Source organism: Flavobacterium azizsancarii (assembly GCF_027980145.1).
GTDB lineage: Bacteria > Bacteroidota > Bacteroidia > Flavobacteriales > Flavobacteriaceae > Flavobacterium > Flavobacterium azizsancarii.
Window position 1 is genome coordinate 32,720 of record NZ_JAMZNK010000042.1, and the last position, 18,065, is coordinate 50,784.

Genomic DNA, 18,065 nt, shown 5'->3' on the forward strand with positions numbered 1-18,065 from the left:
TTACATTATTTTGAAAAAATTACTTTTAGCTGAAGATGATTTTGATTTTGCCGGGATTCTAAAAAAGTATTTAGAATTGCATCAATTTGAAGTTGTCTGGGCAGAAAATGGAGAAATAGCTTTGGACTATTTCAAAAACCAATCTTTTGATATTTGCATCTTTGATGTCATGATGCCAAAATTGGACGGATTTTCACTGGCCGAAAAAATAATTACAATCAATCCTGAGATTCCATTTATTTTTCTAACCGCAAGAAAGTTACAAGAAGACAAAATCATTGGATTAAAACTGGGTGCAGACGACTATATCATAAAACCTTTTGAAGTTGACGAACTTGTTCTGCGCTTGCAGAATATTCTAAAGAGAATCGAACAAAAGAGAAGTCTTAATGGAGAGAATATAATTGAAATTGGGTCTTATATATTTGATAATCAAAGATTAACTTTAAGTAATAAAAATCATGTTCAGAAACTCACAGAAATGGAAGCTTCTCTTATTGAGTATTTATATCTGAACCACAATCAGTTATTAAAGAGGGACCACATTTTAATGTCTGTCTGGAAAAAAGATGATTATTTCTCAGGACGCAGTATGGACGTTTTTGTCAGCAGACTTAGAAAATATTTTAATTCAGATCCAAAAATAAAAATTGAAAGCACTCGAAATATTGGATTGGAATTTAAAATAGAAAAACCTTGACAAATCAAGGTTTTCTAAAATCTTATTGAGGAATTATTTTCCAATAACCCAACCTAAAGTAAAGTTTGCGACCGGAGAGAATTCAGTATCATATTTATCAAAATTAATTCCGGGACCTATATTAAAATCAAGATTAAACCTGCCTTTATAAGTACGCTGCAATCCCCAAAGAACCGCAATTGTAAAAGACGGATCTAACTCTCTGTATTTTTCGTTGCTGGAAATCGACTTAAAATTATACAACGCATTAAGCGCTAAATAATTTCCGGAATTACGAGCAGTTCTTTTTCCTTTTTGCGCTCTTTTTTCTAAATTATAATAATGACGAAATTGCTCATTAATCATTGGGAAAATATAAAAATTAGACTCATCGTAAAAACCATTATAACTATATCCCGCTCCTATGCTCAACTCAGAATATAAGGTGTTTTTCGAATCAAAACCGTATTCGTAAGCAAAGCCCGGCAATAACATATTAATCTTGAATTGATGTTTCTCAACAGCAATTGCTGCTTCATCCTGTGCTTGAACAGCATTAATAAAAAGAATCGATAAAAATAAAAACAGGTAATTTTTTTTCATATTTGGTTTTAATTAAGTTGCATCAAAAATAAGATTAAAACAATACAAACAAATTAAAAACAAAATATTTTCTTACAACAAAAATGTTTCGATAATTATAGGTCAATCAAAGGTTATTAAGATTTAGAATTCGAGACTGTAAATGATATAAGTTTTAGAATCAATTATATAACGTTATTCACAAACCGCGTAATACATTTGTAATGAAACATTTAAATCCAAACATCATGAACCTAAAAAGATTTTTCGGTGGGTTACTTACGATCCTCGGAATAGTTGGTTTGATTTACACTGCTGTTATATTCGCAGGTACTTCAGGCGAAACACGAGACATTAAATCATTAATTATTTACGGTATACTTGGTATTGTATTTTTCATGTCCGGGATTAGCTTAGTTCGCGCTACAAAAGATGAAGCATAGACTTCTAAGACAAGAATAATACATTACTTATTTTTTCATATAGAGGAGTTTTAACGCCATATTTTGCAGCTTCGTTCACTACAAATTTTGTAAGCGAATTTGCTTCTATTTTATTACCTGCTAAATAATCTCTATGCATAGATGAAGTCGCTTCTTTAGGCGATTTCTCTAGTTTTATGATAGTCTGATTTACAATATCGTCAGGTAATTTTAAACCTTTTGCTTTAGTAACAGATTCGATTTCCTTTAGTAATTCTACATATAATGCTTTTGAATCCGGATTATCTAAAATTTCGCCAATATTCTGATTCAAATAAGAAGTCACCGTAGCCAGAGCCGAAATAAAAATAAATTTCTCCCAAACGGTCTCTTCGATATTATCAACCAGATAACTTTCAATATTAGCTTTATGAAAAATACTTTGAAGCTGATTTAGTTTAGAAACTGAAGCTGTTTTTGAGCCAAAAAATAACTTTTCATAAAAACCAATTTTCCGAATTGTTCCGGGTGAAAAAATCATTGAAATAATATAAACACAACCTTGCAAAACCTCATTGTCAGGAAATAATTTCTGAATACGTTCCGGTGCATCAACACCATTATATAACGGAAGAATTATAGTTTTTGGAGAAATACATTGCTGCAATGAAAGCAAACTTTCCTCAATATCATAGGTTTTGGTAGCGCAGATCAAATAATCTAACACACCAATTTCGTTCGGATTGTTCGAAACCATTTTTGGATAAACAATTGTCTCAGAATCATCAGTAATAATTTTCAAGCCATTTTCGGCAATTGCTTTTTGGGTTTCACCGCGTGCAATAAAAATTACTTCGACATCATCAGATTTATAATATTCTTTGGCTAAAAGTCCGCCAAAATAACCACCAACTCCACCGAGTCCTAAAATTCCGATTCTTGTTTTCATAATCAATTATTAAAATAGTTTTTCATTGCCAATCTTTATCGAATTGCAACTGTGATTTCTTTCTCCGGTCGAAATCAAAAAAATGAGAGTACTATGTGAGAGAATCAGTTCAATCAGCGTTTTCGCGAAAGAGAATCCGTTTCATCGGCGTGCCATCACACAAAGCAATACATTCACAAATAGAGTTTTGATGGGTTATTCATGAAAATAGATTAGAGCGTTTCACAAATATAAAAAAAATGCAGACCTATAAGCCGGATTCTGTCTCTGATAAATCAGAGCCTTATCATTTATCTAGATCCCGCATTACTACGGGACTCAAGCTACCTACCCTTCAACAACGGACGAGAAGCCCTTAAATGCTGATATACTTGGTATTTCACCGCATAGAGTTTACCTGGTTTCACTACAGCATTACCTGTACATACTTTCTGTTGCACTTGTCCTTGCGCCATTTCTAACGCCGACGGGTATTACCCGCTATGCTTCTCTTTGGTGTCCGGACTTTCCTCCCTCCTAATAAATCAGGACGACGATAAGGCGGTCTGCGGCGCAAAAATAGGTATTTATACACTAACAATAATGATTTTAAATTTTAGTTTTTTGACTTAATTTCATAACAATTTAATTTTAAATTAGTTATCTTTAAAATCCATAATTTTAAAATTCAATTATCATGATTAGAATGTATCACTACGCAACTGTTTCAAAAGCTTTAGATCAATTGAATGAAAAAGGATTTACGTTTGATTTTAATTTAAACTCAGATATGATAAAAAAAAATCCTGAAAAATTTGAAATTGTTCATGTGTATCGATACGAGGGAAATTCAGACCCGGGCGATGAGGCAGTTGTATACGGAATTAAATCAACATCAGGCAAAAAAGGAGTTTACGTATCAGGTTTCTCTGCGGACTCAGATCAGGAAACTGCTAAGTTTTTAAGCGATTTAAGTATAAAGGGAAGGTAATTTTCAGGAGCTGTTCCCGCTGTACGCTATATCTTTTACTTGCTAAAGGAGCAAGCAAAAGGATGTCGCTACGATCAGGGCTATGGCTTTAGAATTCATAATAATATTTTGGTCTATTTTGTTATCCTGAACGAAGGATCACACTCATAACCTGACAAAGTAATTCCATAATCTTTGTCATAGCATGCGGATGACATGTGTTCGCTATTGCGAAAACGCGGATTAAAAATGGATTTTATTCTTTTTTAATTGTTCAAAATAAAGTAACCACAATCTTGTCATCCTGACCCAGGAAGGATCACACTAGTAATTCCGCAATCTTTGTCGAGCTTCTTGTGATCTTTCCTGCGTCAGGATGACAAATAGACGAAAATATTATTATGAAAATGATTGTCCCAGCCCCGATAGAAGTGGAAATCCTTTTGTGTCCGCCGCGGCGGACACAAAAGATTGGAACGGATAGCGGGAATTAGCTCCTAAAAAAAAGATTAGGCTTTATAATAGAAATCGAATGAAAAAATGAGCATAAAAAATCCGTATAAATCAGCGTTTTCGCAATAGCGAATCCGTACCATCCGCGTGCTATCTCTCAACAATAAGCCATAAAAAAAGTCCATCATAAGACGGACTTTCAATAACAGCTCATAAATAATTATGCTGTTGGTATTTTTATTTTCCAACCCGGCTGAATCAGGCTCGGATTTTTAATAATATCTCTATTCGCTTCAAAAATCGCTTCCCAGGAAACACCATGTTCTTTCCCTATTTTAGATAATGAATCACCGCTGACAACTGTGTAATCAGTAGTTTTTCCTTCGGCAACAGTGATATTTATAACTGCATCAGCTGCTCTAAAATCAGGATCTATTTTTCCGTAGGCACTCCAGATTTTTTCTTTGTCATCTGCAGATTTTGCTGTACCATCAATATACAAAACATTATCTTGTTCTCTTACCTGCAAATTAGCTATCCCTAAATTAGTCGCCAAATCCGTTAACTCTTTGTATTTATCTTGTAAACTCATAACTTAATTATTTAATAGTTAACTTGTTTTCTACTTTTTTAGGTTTCAATTCCTGCACACTTTTAATCAAATTAGGCAATTGGTCTTTTTTGATATTCCCTGTAAGAGTTACAACTCCGTCTTTTACGGTAGCACTAACACCGTTGTACGTTTTCACTACTTCATTTACCGAAGTGTTTAAAACGCTATCAGGATTAATCTCTACAGGAGCAGGCGCAACAGTTTCCGGTGCAGCAATTTCGCAATTATTCACTACAGATTTAACTCCTTTAATTCCTTTAATAATACTTTCTGCATTTTGCTTGAAAGCATCATCTTTACAAATACCTGAAATAGTAGCAACACCATCTTTTACAGTAACTTCAACTCCTGGCAGAGCGCTCAGTTTTGCAGAAATTTCTTTTTGAATATCCGCATCTTTAGGACCACAAGCCACTAGTGCAAGAGCAAGGCTCAATCCTAGTAAAATAGATTTAATTTTCATATTAGATATTTTTTAATTAATTAAACATCTAAAGTTAATAAATTAATTATCAAGATTTTACATAATAATATTATAAAATTTATATTTTTTACAGTTTCTTAATTTCATCGTTTCAATTAAAACTTACTCGTGCTGCGTTACATCATTGTATTGCCAAAGGACATTTATTATTTTCCACTCCCCGTTAGTTTTTACAATGTGCATATAATCTATCCACGCATCAGCCAATAATTTTACTGAAGCCGTTCTTGCAGAAATATCTAACAGCTTCACTTCTTTTCTTGGTTTTTTAGGAAACTTGTCCCCTTTTGCATTATAAGTCTCAGCAAGAATAACCATGTTTTCTGCAAAGTATTCTGAGATAAAATCTTTTTGAGCAGCTTTACTTCTAAAAACCGATCTTTTTACCAATCGGGGATGTAAAGCACTTTCCATCAATTTAGGATTTGGTGTATGCTGCGCTTCAATGTATGCCAATGCCACACGTTTGATGTCAATAGTATCTTGAGCAGTTTGTGCCTGAAGCTGGAGAGAAGAGAATACAATTGTGGTTAGTAAAAGGTATATTTTCATATCATGCGGGGTTTATAAATGGAAATCTCAAATTAACTACTATTTTTAGTCACTATTTATTATACAACAGCTGGTTCTAAAATAAACAACAATGCTTCAATCTCGTGTATTGACATTTTTACTACTGATTCTATTTGAGCATTTTCAGAACTAATAACTAAAACGCCTTCATTATCTTCTTCATAACCAACTGATTTAAAAGAATAAGTTGGAGCTGAAATTACTAATTCTTTTTTACCGTCTTTAAACCATCCGTAGTTTGCTTCATAAACAACTTTGTTAGCCAATATTTCAATATTTTCTTCTCCATAAGTATTCCATAATGAAACCCTAAGCAGATAAAATCCCATTAACGAAAATAAGCCAATGCCAATAAAGTAACCGAATTGCAATCCGCTTCCCATCAACATTCCGACTATAGCTCCAAATACAGGAAAAACAAAAAATGCAAAAGCGAAAAAGAACATTACAATTCTAACTGTCAATGGCGATCTTTTAACCTTTAGATTTAAAATATTATTTTTAAAGTTATACTGGTTCATAAATTAAAATAGTTCTGTTTATATTTTTTATAAAAATACTTGTTTTTTTATTCCAAAGGCATTTAATTTTATCTCATTGGATCTCTTACTTTCTCATATTCAAACTACTCAAAATTCCTTCTAATATTTATGAATTTCAGATTTGTGAATTGGCAATTTTCAGCCTATATTTGCTATCGAATAAAAAGAATATGGAACAATTTGTAGTATCGGCCCGTAAGTATCGCCCACAAACGTTTAAGGATGTTGTAGGCCAGAAAGCTATTACCAATACTTTGCTGAATGCTATTGACAGCAATCACCTTGCTTCTGCCCTTTTATTTACAGGACCACGTGGAGTTGGTAAAACGACTTGCGCACGTATTTTGGCCCGTAAGATAAATCAGCCCGGATATGATGATCCTAACGAAGATTTTGCTTTTAATGTTTTTGAGTTAGATGCGGCTTCAAACAACTCGGTAGATGATATTCGAAGTCTGATTGATCAGGTTCGAATCCCGCCACAAACCGGACAATATAAAGTCTATATTATTGACGAGGTTCATATGTTGTCTTCGGCAGCTTTTAATGCGTTTTTGAAAACATTGGAAGAACCGCCAAAACATGCTATTTTTATTTTAGCTACAACAGAGAAACACAAGATTATTCCAACGATTTTATCTCGTTGCCAGATATTTGATTTCAAAAGAATTACTGTAAAAGATGCTAAAGAACATTTAGCAGAAGTTGCGAAAAGTCAGGGAATCAATTTTGAAGACGATGCTTTGCACATTATTGCTCAAAAGGCTGATGGCGCAATGCGTGATGCTTTATCAATTTTTGACCGTGTGGTTTCGTACTGTGGCACGAACTTAACGCGTCAGGCAGTAACCGAAAACCTGAACGTTTTAGATTATGAAACGTACATTACTATTACCGATTTACTTTTAGAAAATAAAATTCCGGATCTTTTATTGGCGTACAATGATATTCTTGCAAAAGGTTTTGACGGGCATCATTTTATTGCCGGTCTGGCTTCGCATTTCAGAGATTTATTGGTCAGCAAAACTCCTGCTACAATCGCTTTGCTTGAAGTGGGTGAACAGGCGCAACAAATGTACAATGTTCAGGCACAGAAATGCTCTCAGGAATTTTTATTGAAGGGAATAGAAATTGCAAATGACTGCGATTTAAAATATAAATTAAGTCAGAATCAACGTCTTTTGGTCGAATTATGTTTGATGCAATTGGCCTCTATCAGCTTTGATGGAGAAAAAAAAAAGTTGAGCAATTCATAATTCCTCCTACTTATTATAAGAATGGCGGTTATTCTATAGTTGAAGTTAAGACTCCAAAAGTTGAAACTGCAAATACAACTGCACCAGAAGTTGAAACTGCAAAAAATAAGGAAGTTGTTGAAGCTCCCAAAGCAGAAACACCAAAACCTGAAGTAAGCAGCGAACCTAAAATTTCTGCTTTTTCATTATCCAGTATTCGCAAGAAAAAAGAACTCGAAGCCAGCACCAGAGCTTATGTAAAACCAACTTCTGTAATGCCAACAGAAGACTTTACAGAGACTGAAATGTTAGTAGAATGGAACAAATATGCACAACGTCTGGGTGACAAAGGTTTTAAAATCATGGAGGCGTTATTATTAATTAACGACCCAACTCTGGATGGAACAAACATTACTCTTGAATTACCAAATGAAGGTTCTAAACTGGATTTCGAAAGCCAGATTAATGGTCTTTTAGGACATTTGAAAGGACATTTGCACAATCATAACATTACAATTCAAATTAATGTTAATGAAGCTATTGAAAGTAAAAGAAGTTTAAATGATCAGGATCGATACAATCGTTTGATAGAAATCAATCCAAATCTTGACCTTTTACGCTCTACATTTGGATTGGATTTAACTACTTAATCTTTTTTACAACTGCCTGATCGATATTTAACTAGCAAAGTAAGTACAACAATCAATGGCATATTTATTAATTTTACTTATTACTCAGTCCTAAATCAAAAACTTTTTTGAGCCATTTTGCTCTTTGTGTTTCATCAGCCATTTTTATAACACCAATATAAGTAACCTTCACAGGTTTTAATCCACAGAATTCCAGAGTAGATTTTTTCAATTGATTGACACTTGGCCTGCCAAAAAACAATCTGTAATACCAGCCTGGCTGATCTAATGTTGTAATAATATGAGCTGTTTTGCCCTTTAGCAATTTGTCCCACCAAACAGAATTTTCGCGGTATTGAAATGCCATTCCGGGTAAAAACAACCTATCTATAAATCCTTTAGTAATTGCAGGCAAACCTCCCCACCAAACAGGATGAATCCACACTAAATGATCCGCTCTCTTAATTTTCTCCCACGCATCTAACAAATCCGGTTCTAATTCTGTTCGTTTTTGATAACCAAATTGTAGATTCGGATTAAATTGCAATTCAGATATAGTTATGGTTTCTATCTGAGCTTTAGACTGAATTGCTCCTTTTTTATAACTATCAGTTAACGCAAAATTAAAGCTTGATGGATTTGGATGTCCGTTTATAATCAGTATTTTTTTCATGTCTTATTCGCTTATTTTAAGATTAATGGTACTATAACTATTTAAGGCTTCATAAATTTCTTGCGACGAATGCATTTGATGGCTAAAGTAAATCCCATCCGATAAAGTTTTACTCAACATCTTTTCGACATGTAAAACTGTAGAAAAAGCAGTCAATTCGGCTTGGCCTTTACTACTTTGCAAGCTAACTCTTTTTATTTTATCCAAAGTTTTAATGACTACTTCAAAAATGGTTTGATCGCCATTTCCGCTTGAGCCAAAAAGCAATTGCCTTTCTCTTAAAAACATGATATTAAAAATCTTAAGAGATTGAAAATAGCCCATTAAACTGGTTACAAACTTAGAATTATAGGTCATTTTAACTGAAACAGTTGCTATTTTTTCTATCTGGTTTAAAATAAATAAATCCGGAACATCGAGGTTATACACCTGACGTTTTCCAATTCCGAATGTGAAGTTAAATTTTTCGGAATCTAAAAAATGTTTGACATTTTGTGGTTTGTTATTTTTATAAACAACGAATGGTTTACATACATTTTCGGCTAAAAAATTAGCTGAACTTTTCCCTGCCAGATCTTTTACAGAATAATAAATATAAATATTTGCCTCCTGAATTTTATGCTTCTCCGGCTCTGTAAAATCAATCAAACTGCCTACAATACCTCCCATCCAACCAGAGCTAAAAACAATTCGGCTATTTATTTTCTGTCTGTTTGCTTTAGCTAAATTATAAGCAAGAGTCAAATCCGGAGTGGGTTTTGTAATATCGATATAATCTAATTTGCTTTTTATTGCAAACTCTAAAATCTCATTGTTACCATCTTTTGTACACAATACAATCAGGTCTATTTTATTATCTGTAATACAATCAAAAGTTGCCGGATTGTTAACATCAATAAGCAAATCATTGTTGGTCTTTCCTAATTTACGACTTCCAACAAACAGGTTAAAGTCAGGATTTCTTGTCTGAAGAATTCGCAATATGACTTTACCTACTAAACCGGTTCCTCCAATTACTAAAATATTTTTTCTCATTATTATATATTGTTTTCAGCAAAAATAATAATGAGATCTCTTTTGATAACCGGACAAATGTCCTATAAAATCGCTTTACGGATTCTGCTTAAATGCCTTGGCGTAACGCCTAAATACGAAGCTAAATATTGCAATGGAATGAGCTGAAGATATTTTTGATGGTTCTTATAAAGTTCTTCATAACGTTGTGTCCCGGATAATTTCTGAAAAGAAATCATTCTTTTTTGAAGAGCTACATATTCCATTTCAGTTAGCTTTCTCCCAATTCCCTGCCAATGAATACCTAATTTATAAAGTTTCCCCAGACTTTCACGGCTTATAACCTGTAACTCCGTATCAGCTAAAGCCTGAATGTTTTCTTCGGCTACATTTTGTGTTATGAAACTGGAGAATGAAGCCATAAATTCATTTTCGAAAGCAAAACAATTTGTGATTTCATCTCCCTGATGGTTGAAAAAATACGAACGCAAAATCCCTTTTTTGATAAAAAAGATTTCATTACAAACCTGATTTTCTTTTGATAATAATTCTCCTTTTTTAAGTTGTCGGAAAGTAATTAAATCATCTAAAAGATCTAATTCGTTTTGCGATAAATGTTGAATGGACTGAAAAACTGATTTCATTATATATTCAGAATAGATTAATTTTTAGAAGCAAAAACCTTTTCAATTCTTTTATCGGGAATAAGCCATAACAATGCTACTATGAAATAAGCAGCACCTGAAACCCATTCGCTATAAAAGGAAAACACGATTCCTAAAATATACAAAACAGAAGATACATAACCTTTTAAATCTCTGCCAATCGCTTTTGCCAATACTGAATTTTCTCCTTCATTAACGATTATAATCCGTTGTAAAATAAAATAAGCAACTGAAGACAAAAACAATATAACCCCATACAAAGTCATCGAGGCTTTTGCAAAATTATGTTCTCCCATCCAGCCTGTTGCAAGGGGAATTAAGGATAACCAAAACAATAAATGCAAATTAGCCCAAAGGATTTTACCATTTATTTTAGTCATTCCGTGAATTAGATAATGGTGATTGTTCCAGTAAATTCCAACATAAACAAAACTTAAAATGTAACTTAGAAACTTAGCTATAAGCGGTTTTAAATCGGCAAATTCATGTCCTTGAGGCACTTTAATTTCCAAAATCATAATCGTTATGATAATAGCTAAAACACCATCACTAAAAGCTTCGAGTCTTGTTTTGTTCATTTATTATATTTTTTTCTGAGCAAATATTAAAAAAAATCGCCACGAATTTCACAAATTTTCGCGAATTTTTTATTCTTAATGATGAAATATTAATTCCTGCTAGTTCGTGAAATTTGTGGCAAAAAATTCTTTCTTTTATATCTTAAAAATTAAATTTTACCGTAATACATTGCTTTTACGATTCCGTCAGAAAGTCCAATTTTTGGAACGTAAATTTGGCGTGCACCGCTCCATTTCATTGCATTGAGATAAATTCTTGTTGCATGGATAATAACGTCGGCACGATCTGAATTTAATCCCAACTCTGCAATCCTCTGTTCGTAAGTCAATGAATTTAAAAAAGCATATTGCGAATTGATATAAATATACGAAAGCGGCTTTTCTTGCTGCTTTCCTGACATTTTGAATAATTTATTGATGTTTCCGCCGGAACCAATCAATGTTACTTCTTCATAATCTGCCGTATTGGTTTTAATCCATTTTTCGATTTCATCCCAAACTACATCATGTACCATATTATTTAGCAAACGAACTGTTCCGGCTTTAAATGATCTGGAATTAATCAACTTACCGTCAGAAAACAAAGTAAACTCTGTACTTCCGCCGCCAACATCTACAAAAAGATAGGTTTCGTCTGTTTTTAATAAATGATGTAAATCAGTCGAAGCAATAATAGCAGCTTCTTTTTTACCATCGATAATTTCGATTTTTATGTCGGCTTTCTTCTTAATCAAAGCCACCACTTCTTTGGCATTATAAGCTTCACGCATTGCCGAAGTGGCAAATGCCATATAACGCTCTACTTTATGTACTTTCATCAAAAGATTAAATGCTTTCATTGCATCTACCATTCGATCTATATTTTCTTCTGAAATTTCTCCTACTGTAAAGGCATCTTGTCCCAAACGAATTGGCACACGAACAAGCGAACTCTTATTAAATTGAGGTTCTTTGCCTTCTTGTTCTACAACATTCGATATGAGAAGCCTCATGGCATTTGAACCAATATCTATTGCTGCAAGTTTCTTTATATTAATCATGCTCACTTATGATTTGAAAATTATTCTTTATTTTATTACTTTATTTCTGCGAAATTGCTTCTAACACTGAAACTTTATTTTGATAATATTTATAGGTTTCAAATTGAGCTCTAAATGGGGCATGATGATTTCGCGGTTTGTATTTGTTATCTAATTTATAGGAATGATATCTTACTTTAACATTTCCTTTCCAGGCAATATTAAAATTATCTATTAATTCTTTTTTTATTTCTAGATCATAAATTGGGCAGGTTACTTCGACTCTTCCATCAAGGTTTCGTGTCATAAAATCAGCTGACGAAATATATACTTCGGTCAAACCGGCATTTCCAAAAATATAAACTCTGGAATGTTCGAGGTAATTATCAACAATACTTATGGCTTCAATATTTTCGCTCATTCCCGGTATTCCAGGTATTAACGAACAAATTCCTCTTACCTGAAGCTGAATTTTCACTCCTGCATTACTGGCTTCGTATAATTTGTCGATCATTTTAAAATCTGACAAACTATTCATTTTAAGCTTTATATGCGTTTTTCTTCCGGCCAGTGCATGTAAAATTTCACGATCTATTAGTTTAATAAATTTTGTTCGTGTATAATGTGGCGATACAATTAAATGTTTGTATCTGTGTACTCTGTAATTGATATCAAAAAATTCGAAGATTTTAGAAATATCCTTCAAAATTCCCTGATGACAAGTAAATAGTGTTACGTCTGTATAAATTTTCGCTGTCGATTCGTTAAAATTTCCTGTTGAAATAAATCCGTATCGACGTGCTTTTCCTTCTTCAATTCTTTCTATGACACATATTTTACTGTGTACTTTTAAGCCTTTTATTCCAAAAATAAGATCAATACCTTCGGTTTGCATTTGTTCTGCATACGAGATATTAGATGCTTCATCAAAACGTGCCTGAAGTTCAATTTGAACGGTTACTTTTTTACCGTTTTTTGCTGCATTAATCAACGAACTAATGATTTGCGAATTCTTTGCTAAACGGTATAAAGTGATTTTTATACTCATTACTTTAGGATCAAGTGCTGCTTCACGTAGAAACTTCGTTAAGTATGAAAAGGACTGATATGGTGCGTGTAATAAATAATCTTTTTTGCTGATTTTTTCGAGAATACTTCCTCCCAGGCTTAAACCCGGAATTGGTAATGGTTCGTTTGGTTTATAAAGTAAATCGTATCTCCCAAGGTTTGGAAAGCTCATATAATCACGACGATTATGATATCTTCCGCCAGGAATAATACTATCTGTTTCCACAATTTTCATTTTATCCAAAAAGAAATGCAGTGTATCTTTTTCGATTAAATTATCGTAAATAAAACGTACCGGTTCTCCTATTCGCCTGTCTTTTACTGATGTTGCAATTTTTTCGAGCATACTTTTACTCAAATCACTATCAATGTCTAACTGAGCGTCACGGGTAATTTTGATCATGTGTGCTGAAACACTTTTATAATCGAAAATATTAAATATATTTTTTAGATTATAACGTATCACATCGTCAATTAAAATGACATAATGTTTATCATCATGCGATGGAAGAACGACAAACCTATTTATCGTTTTTGGAATTTCGATAACTGCATAACGAACTTCATCATTTGTATTCATCTCTAAACGAACTGCCAAATAACCCAAAGTATCTTTTAGAATAGGAAATTCGGCTAAATCATTTAAGATAATCGTAACGAGTTCGGGACTTAATTTTTGAGCAAAAAAGTCTTTAAGAAAGATTTTCTGATCTTCGGTAATTTGATCCTCGTTTATAATAAAGATATTTTCGGCTTCTAACTCTGCTTCAATATTACCCAGAATACGTAAACTTTCTGATTGCTGCTGGATTACAATTTCGGTAATATCTTTAATTAACTGATGGGCAGAAACTCCTCCTAAGTATTTTTCGCCAGAAATTCCGGAAAGGCTCAATCTTCGAATTGCAGCGTAACGGACTCTAAAAAATTCATCTAAATTATTAGAAAAAATTCCAACAAAACGCAGTCTGTCTAAAAGCGGAACGGTGTTGTCTGCTGCTTCCTGAAGGACTCTTGCATTAAACGCTAACCAGCTTTTTTCTCTATCGATATATTTCTGTTCGTACACTATTCTTTATTTTAAATCTTTGGGGAAAATTGTTTTATGGGTTTTACCTTTATTTATAGTATTCCAACTTTCTGCATCAAATTGCAATGATACAAAGCCAGAAGTAGGAACATTTTCGATAAAAACATCCCCAAATTTATTAACAAAATTTGTAATAGCCTCGTTATGTCCGAAAAGAATAACGCTTTCGAAACTATTATCACATGATTTGATAATCTTTTCCAATTGTTTATCGTCAAAAGTATAAAGATCATCCTTATAAACTATACTTTCTATAGGATACGAAATGTTTTGTGCAAAAATTAATGCGGTTTCTGATGCCCGGGCGGCAGTACTACTCCACATTATATATGTTTTAGGAAGGAAATTTGAAATATTCGATGAAACTTCATGTGCATCTAATATTCCTTTTTTCATTAAAGGTCTATCAAAATCTTTAAGAGGTGCTTCCCAACTTGATTTAGCATGACGTATTAAAATTAAATTTTTCATAAGCGACAGGTTTAGAAACCTCTTAGGAGGTTAATCTTTTTTTATTGAACTTCTAATTTACAAAAGAAATATCAATCCCTCTCGTTTTTTTATTTCTGTTAACATTTAATACAAATTTTAACAAGAATAAACAATCTTTAAAAATGATAAAATCAATCACTCTAAAATTGGGCTGTTTTTACGACAAGTGTTCTTCATCTATTAAAATAAACACTTAGTCGATATTATACAAATTTGTAAAATTTTAACTAAATAGTTGATTATTAATCATTTAAACCGTTTCATATTTTAGATTTTTAGTCGAAAAAATAAAAATACAACGGTTTTTTATTTGTTAAAAATGACAAATAAAAATGCTTTTTTTGGCTTTCTATAACAAAAATTCTACACTTAAACGAGTTTTTAGGTTAGTTATGGACAAAAAAAATCAAAATTAATCACTGTATATAACTTTGATTCTGTTAAAATTTGATAAACATCATAAACCAAAATACTAAGCTATGAGAACCAAAACTACTTTAGAAAAAGCATTGAAATTTGTTCATAATTGTAAGTTTATTTTTTCTTTTAAAAATAACATTTTTCAAAAAAACCTATTTGCAATACTCTTTTGTTTAATCTCCAGCATTTCACTTGCTCAATCTGGTTCGTGCAACGGCACACTGGTTGTTGAAAATGATGGAAATATCAGAAGTACTCCGCCTGACGGAACTTACTACTCAATGGTACTCACCAACAACAGCTCTTCTACTGATACTTTTGTTTTTAGTAGTAAAAACATCAACGCTTCCTGTGCTAATACTGACGGGACTTCTACAGCAAACAACGTAATAATCAATACTGATTTTATAGATTCTGAAAGAAATTCTCTTAGCGAAATCACATTAAATGCGGGGCAATCTATCAATTTTTATATACACATAACATTGCCTTCTGGCACTACACTACAAAAATGGTCTTGCAATCAAGTTACTGCAACTTCAACAAACTGTGCGGATTATTCTTTCAATACAGTTTTACACACTTACATCATTAACCCTGCTAATGATTAATCAAAATATACCAAGTAAGACCTTAAAATAATTTAACATGGAAAAACTATTACTCTCTTTCAGCAATTATTTACGAGACACACAAAAAATACATTGTATTGTATTTTTCCTTCTTTCCTCTTTTATTGGCTTTGCTCAAACAATAACGACCAATAAAACCGTTACTGCAAATACCACTAATTGCGGGATCGTAAATGTAAAAATAGATATAACGGGTTCAAATCCAGTTACCCGAAATTCGGATGTAATTCTAGCTATTGACATTTCCGGTAGTATGGCTTTTACTATTCCGGGAAGTCTTAAAACTTCTATGGATTATGCAAAAGATGCTGCAATAGCATTTCTTACTCAGGCAAAAGCAAATCCTCAAAACCGAATTGCAATTGTTGCATACACTACTACTGCTAGTTTAAAAATAGGACTTACTTATTTGGATGCTGCAGGTGTAACAGCAATAACGAATGAGATTAATGCTTTAAAGGCTACCAACTCAACCAATATCTATGCAGGAATTGTAAGATCTAAAACGGAATTAGACACTAATGGCCGATTTGATTGCAGCACCGCAAGAGCTATTATCTTACTGACAGATGGAGTAACTAATGCAACAGGTGCAAACGGAAATACAACTTGTAACACGAGTAAAACATCTCAATGTGTTACTGACGCTATTGCTGCCGGGACAAGTGCTAAAACAACTACAAAATCAAATGTCGTTTATAACAATCAGGTATTTTCTGTTGGTCTTCTTGGAGGTTTAAACGGAAATGTAAATACAAATAACAGCGAGCAAAATATTGCAAAATTCACATTAGACGGCATACAAGGAAGTGCTTCTTACGTTACACAAACCGGAGCAAACTTAACTTCGATTTACAATCAGATTGCAACACAAATATCATGGGTGGCCCAAAGTTTGATTACGAAAGAAACAATTATTCCGGGATTTACCATAGGATCAATTACTACAACTAAAGGAACAGCTTCTTTATCCGGTCAGGTTATTACATGGAATACTGATTTTTTGAATTCAGAAACGATTACATTAAATTATGAATTAACTCCAACCGGAACTGCCTGCGGAAATCAAACTGTAAGTACATCGACTTTGAATTATCAAAATTCATCTTGCACCAGTGATTCAAAAGCTATCAGTAGTCCGAGTTATTTTGTACCTTGTGCACCGGTAATTACAGGAACTTTAACAGCATGTGGATCAACTACTTTAACAGCTACTACAAACGCAACTTCACCAACTTACGTATGGTACAAAGACAATAGTGTTATAGCCGGACAAACAGCTGCAACACTAACTGCAACGACTAGTGGGATTTATACTGTAAAAGTAAAAAATGGTGCTACAAATTGTGAATTAACTTCGATTGGATCAACTGTTACAATTAGTCCTGCGGCGACACTCACTGCACCTGCAAATGTTACTATAGCTGGATGTGGCACTGCAGCAATTACTGGACTGGTGTACAGTACGGCAAATACTTCAATAACTTTAGCTCAATTGACAACCGCAGGAGGAACATTACCAAACAGTGCTTCAATTGGCACCTATACCATATCCTATTCTGACACTGTATCAGGCACATGCCCGATAGTAGTAACACGAACTTTTAAAGTTTCGGCAGGTTGTGGTGACATTACTGCGGTGCAAACTATTACAATTCAAGATACTACAGCTCCAATATGGACAAGTGCTCCAACAACCCTTAACAAAACTCTGCAATGTAGTGATGCTGCCGGATTGACAACAGCACAAAACCAAGCGCCGATTGCAACTGATAATTGTAATGGAACGGTAACTTATACTAAAACTACAGGAACTTTTGTAGCAGGAACTTGTGCCAATGCAGGAACGTATACCAATACATGGATTGCCAAAGATGTGTGTTTGAATACTTCTACAGTATTTACTCAGGTAATCACCATTCAGGATAATACAGCTCCAACATGGACAACTGCTGCAACGGCTTTGAACACTACCTTACAATGTAGTGATGCGACAGGATTAACAACAGCTCAGGCTCTGAATCCTGTAGCAACTGATAATTGCTCAACAGTTACCTTAACTAAAACAACAGGAACTTTTGTAGCTTCTACTACTTGTGCCAATGCAGGAACCTATACCAATACATGGATTGCCAAAGATGTGTGTTTGAATACTTCTGCAATATTTACTCAGGTAATCACCATTCAGGATACTACAGCTCCAACATGGACAACTGCTGCAACGGCTTTGAACACTACCTTACAATGTAGTGATGCGACAGGATTAACAACAGCTCAGGCTCTGAATCCTGTAGCAACTGATAA

Annotated in this window: 21 protein-coding genes and 1 other RNA gene; 7 read left to right on the forward strand and 15 right to left on the reverse strand. The window is 33.4% G+C overall.

Going from position 1 to position 18,065, the window contains the following annotated elements; translation table 11 throughout:
- Positions 1-10 precede the first annotated feature (10 nt).
- Positions 11-700, forward strand: a complete 690-nt coding sequence (locus NJT12_RS19465) for a response regulator transcription factor (protein WP_271337592.1) — start codon at positions 11-13, stop codon at positions 698-700.
- Between the two features lie 33 nt (positions 701-733).
- On the opposite strand, the gene NJT12_RS19470 is transcribed toward NJT12_RS19465, so the two are convergent.
- On the reverse strand, positions 734-1,282 hold the full coding sequence (locus NJT12_RS19470; protein WP_271337593.1) for a DUF3575 domain-containing protein: 549 nt from the start codon (positions 1,280-1,282) through the stop codon (positions 734-736).
- A gap of 203 nt (positions 1,283-1,485) precedes the next feature.
- On the opposite strand from NJT12_RS19470, the gene NJT12_RS19475 reads away from it, so the two are divergent.
- A complete protein-coding gene (locus NJT12_RS19475; RefSeq protein ID WP_271337594.1) occupies positions 1,486-1,704 on the forward strand; it encodes a hypothetical protein in 219 nt (72 codons plus the stop codon).
- A 4-nt stretch (positions 1,705-1,708) separates the two neighbouring features.
- Here the strand turns inward: NJT12_RS19475 and NJT12_RS19480 are convergent, their stop codons facing one another.
- Together NJT12_RS19480 and rnpB are read right to left on the reverse strand one after the other, a co-directional pair.
- Positions 1,709-2,632 carry a ketopantoate reductase family protein gene (locus NJT12_RS19480; RefSeq protein ID WP_271337595.1) on the reverse strand — a complete coding sequence of 308 codons (924 nt, stop codon included), beginning with the start codon at positions 2,630-2,632 and terminating at the stop codon, positions 1,709-1,711.
- Positions 2,633-2,866: 234 nt separating this feature from the next.
- Positions 2,867-3,184, reverse strand: an RNA gene (gene rnpB, locus NJT12_RS19485) — RNase P RNA component class A.
- Between the two features lie 124 nt (positions 3,185-3,308).
- Here rnpB and NJT12_RS19490 point away from each other — a divergent pair.
- Positions 3,309-3,602, forward strand: coding sequence for an SH3 domain-containing protein (locus NJT12_RS19490; RefSeq protein ID WP_271337596.1), 294 nt, complete (start codon positions 3,309-3,311; stop codon positions 3,600-3,602).
- 652 nt (positions 3,603-4,254) lie between these two features.
- Here the strand turns inward: NJT12_RS19490 and NJT12_RS19495 are convergent.
- The 4 genes from NJT12_RS19495 to NJT12_RS19510 all read right to left on the reverse strand — a co-directional run bounded on the left by NJT12_RS19495 (position 4,255) and on the right by NJT12_RS19510 (position 6,168).
- Positions 4,255-4,626, reverse strand: a complete 372-nt coding sequence (locus NJT12_RS19495) for a LysM peptidoglycan-binding domain-containing protein (protein ID WP_271337597.1) — start codon at positions 4,624-4,626, stop codon at positions 4,255-4,257.
- 7 nt (positions 4,627-4,633) lie between these two features.
- Positions 4,634-5,110: a BON domain-containing protein gene (locus NJT12_RS19500; protein ID WP_271337598.1), complete on the reverse strand. Its 477-nt coding sequence runs from the start codon at positions 5,108-5,110 to the stop codon at positions 4,634-4,636.
- 123 nt (positions 5,111-5,233) lie between these two features.
- Complete coding sequence (locus NJT12_RS19505; RefSeq protein WP_271337599.1) at positions 5,234-5,683, reverse strand: nuclear transport factor 2 family protein; 450 nt, start codon at positions 5,681-5,683, stop codon at positions 5,234-5,236.
- 59 nt (positions 5,684-5,742) lie between these two features.
- The gene (locus tag NJT12_RS19510) at positions 5,743-6,168 is read right to left on the reverse strand and encodes a hypothetical protein (protein ID WP_271337600.1); all 426 of its coding nucleotides are present in this window, start codon (positions 6,166-6,168) and stop codon (positions 5,743-5,745) included.
- 248 nt (positions 6,169-6,416) lie between these two features.
- On the opposite strand from NJT12_RS19510, the gene dnaX reads away from it, so the two are divergent.
- Positions 6,417-7,502 carry a DNA polymerase III subunit gamma/tau gene (gene dnaX, locus NJT12_RS19515; RefSeq protein WP_271337601.1) on the forward strand — a complete coding sequence of 362 codons (1,086 nt, stop codon included), beginning with the start codon at positions 6,417-6,419 and terminating at the stop codon, positions 7,500-7,502.
- Positions 7,503-7,530: 28 nt separating this feature from the next.
- On the opposite strand, the gene NJT12_RS19520 is transcribed toward dnaX, so the two are convergent.
- A complete protein-coding gene (locus NJT12_RS19520; RefSeq protein WP_271337602.1) occupies positions 7,531-7,704 on the reverse strand; it encodes a hypothetical protein in 174 nt (57 codons plus the stop codon).
- Positions 7,705-7,756: 52 nt separating this feature from the next.
- Here NJT12_RS19520 and NJT12_RS19525 point away from each other — a divergent pair, with 52 nt between their 5' ends.
- Positions 7,757-8,131, forward strand: a complete 375-nt coding sequence (locus NJT12_RS19525; RefSeq protein WP_271337603.1) for a DNA polymerase III — start codon at positions 7,757-7,759, stop codon at positions 8,129-8,131.
- 73 nt (positions 8,132-8,204) lie between these two features.
- Here the strand turns inward: NJT12_RS19525 and NJT12_RS19530 are convergent, their stop codons facing one another.
- The 7 genes from NJT12_RS19530 to NJT12_RS19560 all read right to left on the reverse strand — a co-directional run bounded on the left by NJT12_RS19530 (position 8,205) and on the right by NJT12_RS19560 (position 14,688).
- Entirely contained in the window at positions 8,205-8,783 is a 579-nt protein-coding gene (locus NJT12_RS19530) for an NAD(P)H-dependent oxidoreductase (protein WP_271337604.1), read from the reverse strand.
- A 3-nt stretch (positions 8,784-8,786) separates the two neighbouring features.
- On the reverse strand, positions 8,787-9,818 hold the full coding sequence (locus NJT12_RS19535; protein WP_271337605.1) for a saccharopine dehydrogenase family protein: 1,032 nt from the start codon (positions 9,816-9,818) through the stop codon (positions 8,787-8,789).
- 62 nt (positions 9,819-9,880) lie between these two features.
- Complete coding sequence (locus NJT12_RS19540) at positions 9,881-10,441, reverse strand: Crp/Fnr family transcriptional regulator (RefSeq protein WP_271337606.1); 561 nt, start codon at positions 10,439-10,441, stop codon at positions 9,881-9,883.
- Between the two features lie 17 nt (positions 10,442-10,458).
- Positions 10,459-11,040: a TMEM175 family protein gene (locus NJT12_RS19545; protein ID WP_271337607.1), complete on the reverse strand. Its 582-nt coding sequence runs from the start codon at positions 11,038-11,040 to the stop codon at positions 10,459-10,461.
- A 149-nt stretch (positions 11,041-11,189) separates the two neighbouring features.
- Entirely contained in the window at positions 11,190-12,080 is an 891-nt protein-coding gene (locus NJT12_RS19550) for a Ppx/GppA phosphatase family protein (protein ID WP_072964926.1), read from the reverse strand.
- Positions 12,081-12,120: 40 nt separating this feature from the next.
- The gene (ppk1, locus tag NJT12_RS19555; protein WP_271337609.1) at positions 12,121-14,196 is read right to left on the reverse strand and encodes a polyphosphate kinase 1; all 2,076 of its coding nucleotides are present in this window, start codon (positions 14,194-14,196) and stop codon (positions 12,121-12,123) included.
- A 6-nt stretch (positions 14,197-14,202) separates the two neighbouring features.
- Positions 14,203-14,688, reverse strand: a complete 486-nt coding sequence (locus NJT12_RS19560; RefSeq protein WP_271337610.1) for a SixA phosphatase family protein — start codon at positions 14,686-14,688, stop codon at positions 14,203-14,205.
- Between the two features lie 500 nt (positions 14,689-15,188).
- Between NJT12_RS19560 and NJT12_RS19565 the strand changes: the two genes are divergently transcribed.
- Positions 15,189-15,740, forward strand: coding sequence for a hypothetical protein (locus tag NJT12_RS19565; RefSeq protein WP_271337611.1), 552 nt, complete (start codon positions 15,189-15,191; stop codon positions 15,738-15,740).
- A 37-nt stretch (positions 15,741-15,777) separates the two neighbouring features.
- Positions 15,778-18,065 (forward strand): vWA domain-containing protein (locus tag NJT12_RS19570; protein ID WP_271337612.1); only part of this gene is annotated, 2,288 nt, incomplete at its 3' end.

Excerpts from the sequence above, each read along its gene's own strand:
- NJT12_RS19470 (WP_271337593.1), bottom strand. The coding sequence starts at position 1,282 with ATGAAAAAAAATTACCTGTTTTTATTTTTATCGATTCTTTTTATTAAT.
- NJT12_RS19475 (WP_271337594.1), top strand. The coding sequence starts at position 1,486 with ATGAAACATTTAAATCCAAACATCATGAACCTAAAAAGATTTTTCGGT.
- NJT12_RS19480 (WP_271337595.1), bottom strand. The coding sequence starts at position 2,632 with ATGAAAACAAGAATCGGAATTTTAGGACTCGGTGGAGTTGGTGGTTAT.
- NJT12_RS19490 (WP_271337596.1), top strand. The coding sequence starts at position 3,309 with ATGATTAGAATGTATCACTACGCAACTGTTTCAAAAGCTTTAGATCAA.
- NJT12_RS19495 (WP_271337597.1), bottom strand. The coding sequence starts at position 4,626 with ATGAGTTTACAAGATAAATACAAAGAGTTAACGGATTTGGCGACTAAT.
- NJT12_RS19500 (WP_271337598.1), bottom strand. The coding sequence starts at position 5,110 with ATGAAAATTAAATCTATTTTACTAGGATTGAGCCTTGCTCTTGCACTA.
- NJT12_RS19505 (WP_271337599.1), bottom strand. The coding sequence starts at position 5,683 with ATGAAAATATACCTTTTACTAACCACAATTGTATTCTCTTCTCTCCAG.
- dnaX (WP_271337601.1), top strand. The coding sequence starts at position 6,417 with ATGGAACAATTTGTAGTATCGGCCCGTAAGTATCGCCCACAAACGTTT.
- NJT12_RS19525 (WP_271337603.1), top strand. The coding sequence starts at position 7,757 with ATGCCAACAGAAGACTTTACAGAGACTGAAATGTTAGTAGAATGGAAC.
- NJT12_RS19530 (WP_271337604.1), bottom strand. The coding sequence starts at position 8,783 with ATGAAAAAAATACTGATTATAAACGGACATCCAAATCCATCAAGCTTT.
- NJT12_RS19535 (WP_271337605.1), bottom strand. The coding sequence starts at position 9,818 with ATGAGAAAAAATATTTTAGTAATTGGAGGAACCGGTTTAGTAGGTAAA.
- NJT12_RS19540 (WP_271337606.1), bottom strand. The coding sequence starts at position 10,441 with ATGAAATCAGTTTTTCAGTCCATTCAACATTTATCGCAAAACGAATTA.
- NJT12_RS19545 (WP_271337607.1), bottom strand. The coding sequence starts at position 11,040 with ATGAACAAAACAAGACTCGAAGCTTTTAGTGATGGTGTTTTAGCTATT.
- NJT12_RS19550 (WP_072964926.1), bottom strand. The coding sequence starts at position 12,080 with ATGATTAATATAAAGAAACTTGCAGCAATAGATATTGGTTCAAATGCC.
- NJT12_RS19560 (WP_271337610.1), bottom strand. The coding sequence starts at position 14,688 with ATGAAAAATTTAATTTTAATACGTCATGCTAAATCAAGTTGGGAAGCA.
- NJT12_RS19565 (WP_271337611.1), top strand. The coding sequence starts at position 15,189 with ATGAGAACCAAAACTACTTTAGAAAAAGCATTGAAATTTGTTCATAAT.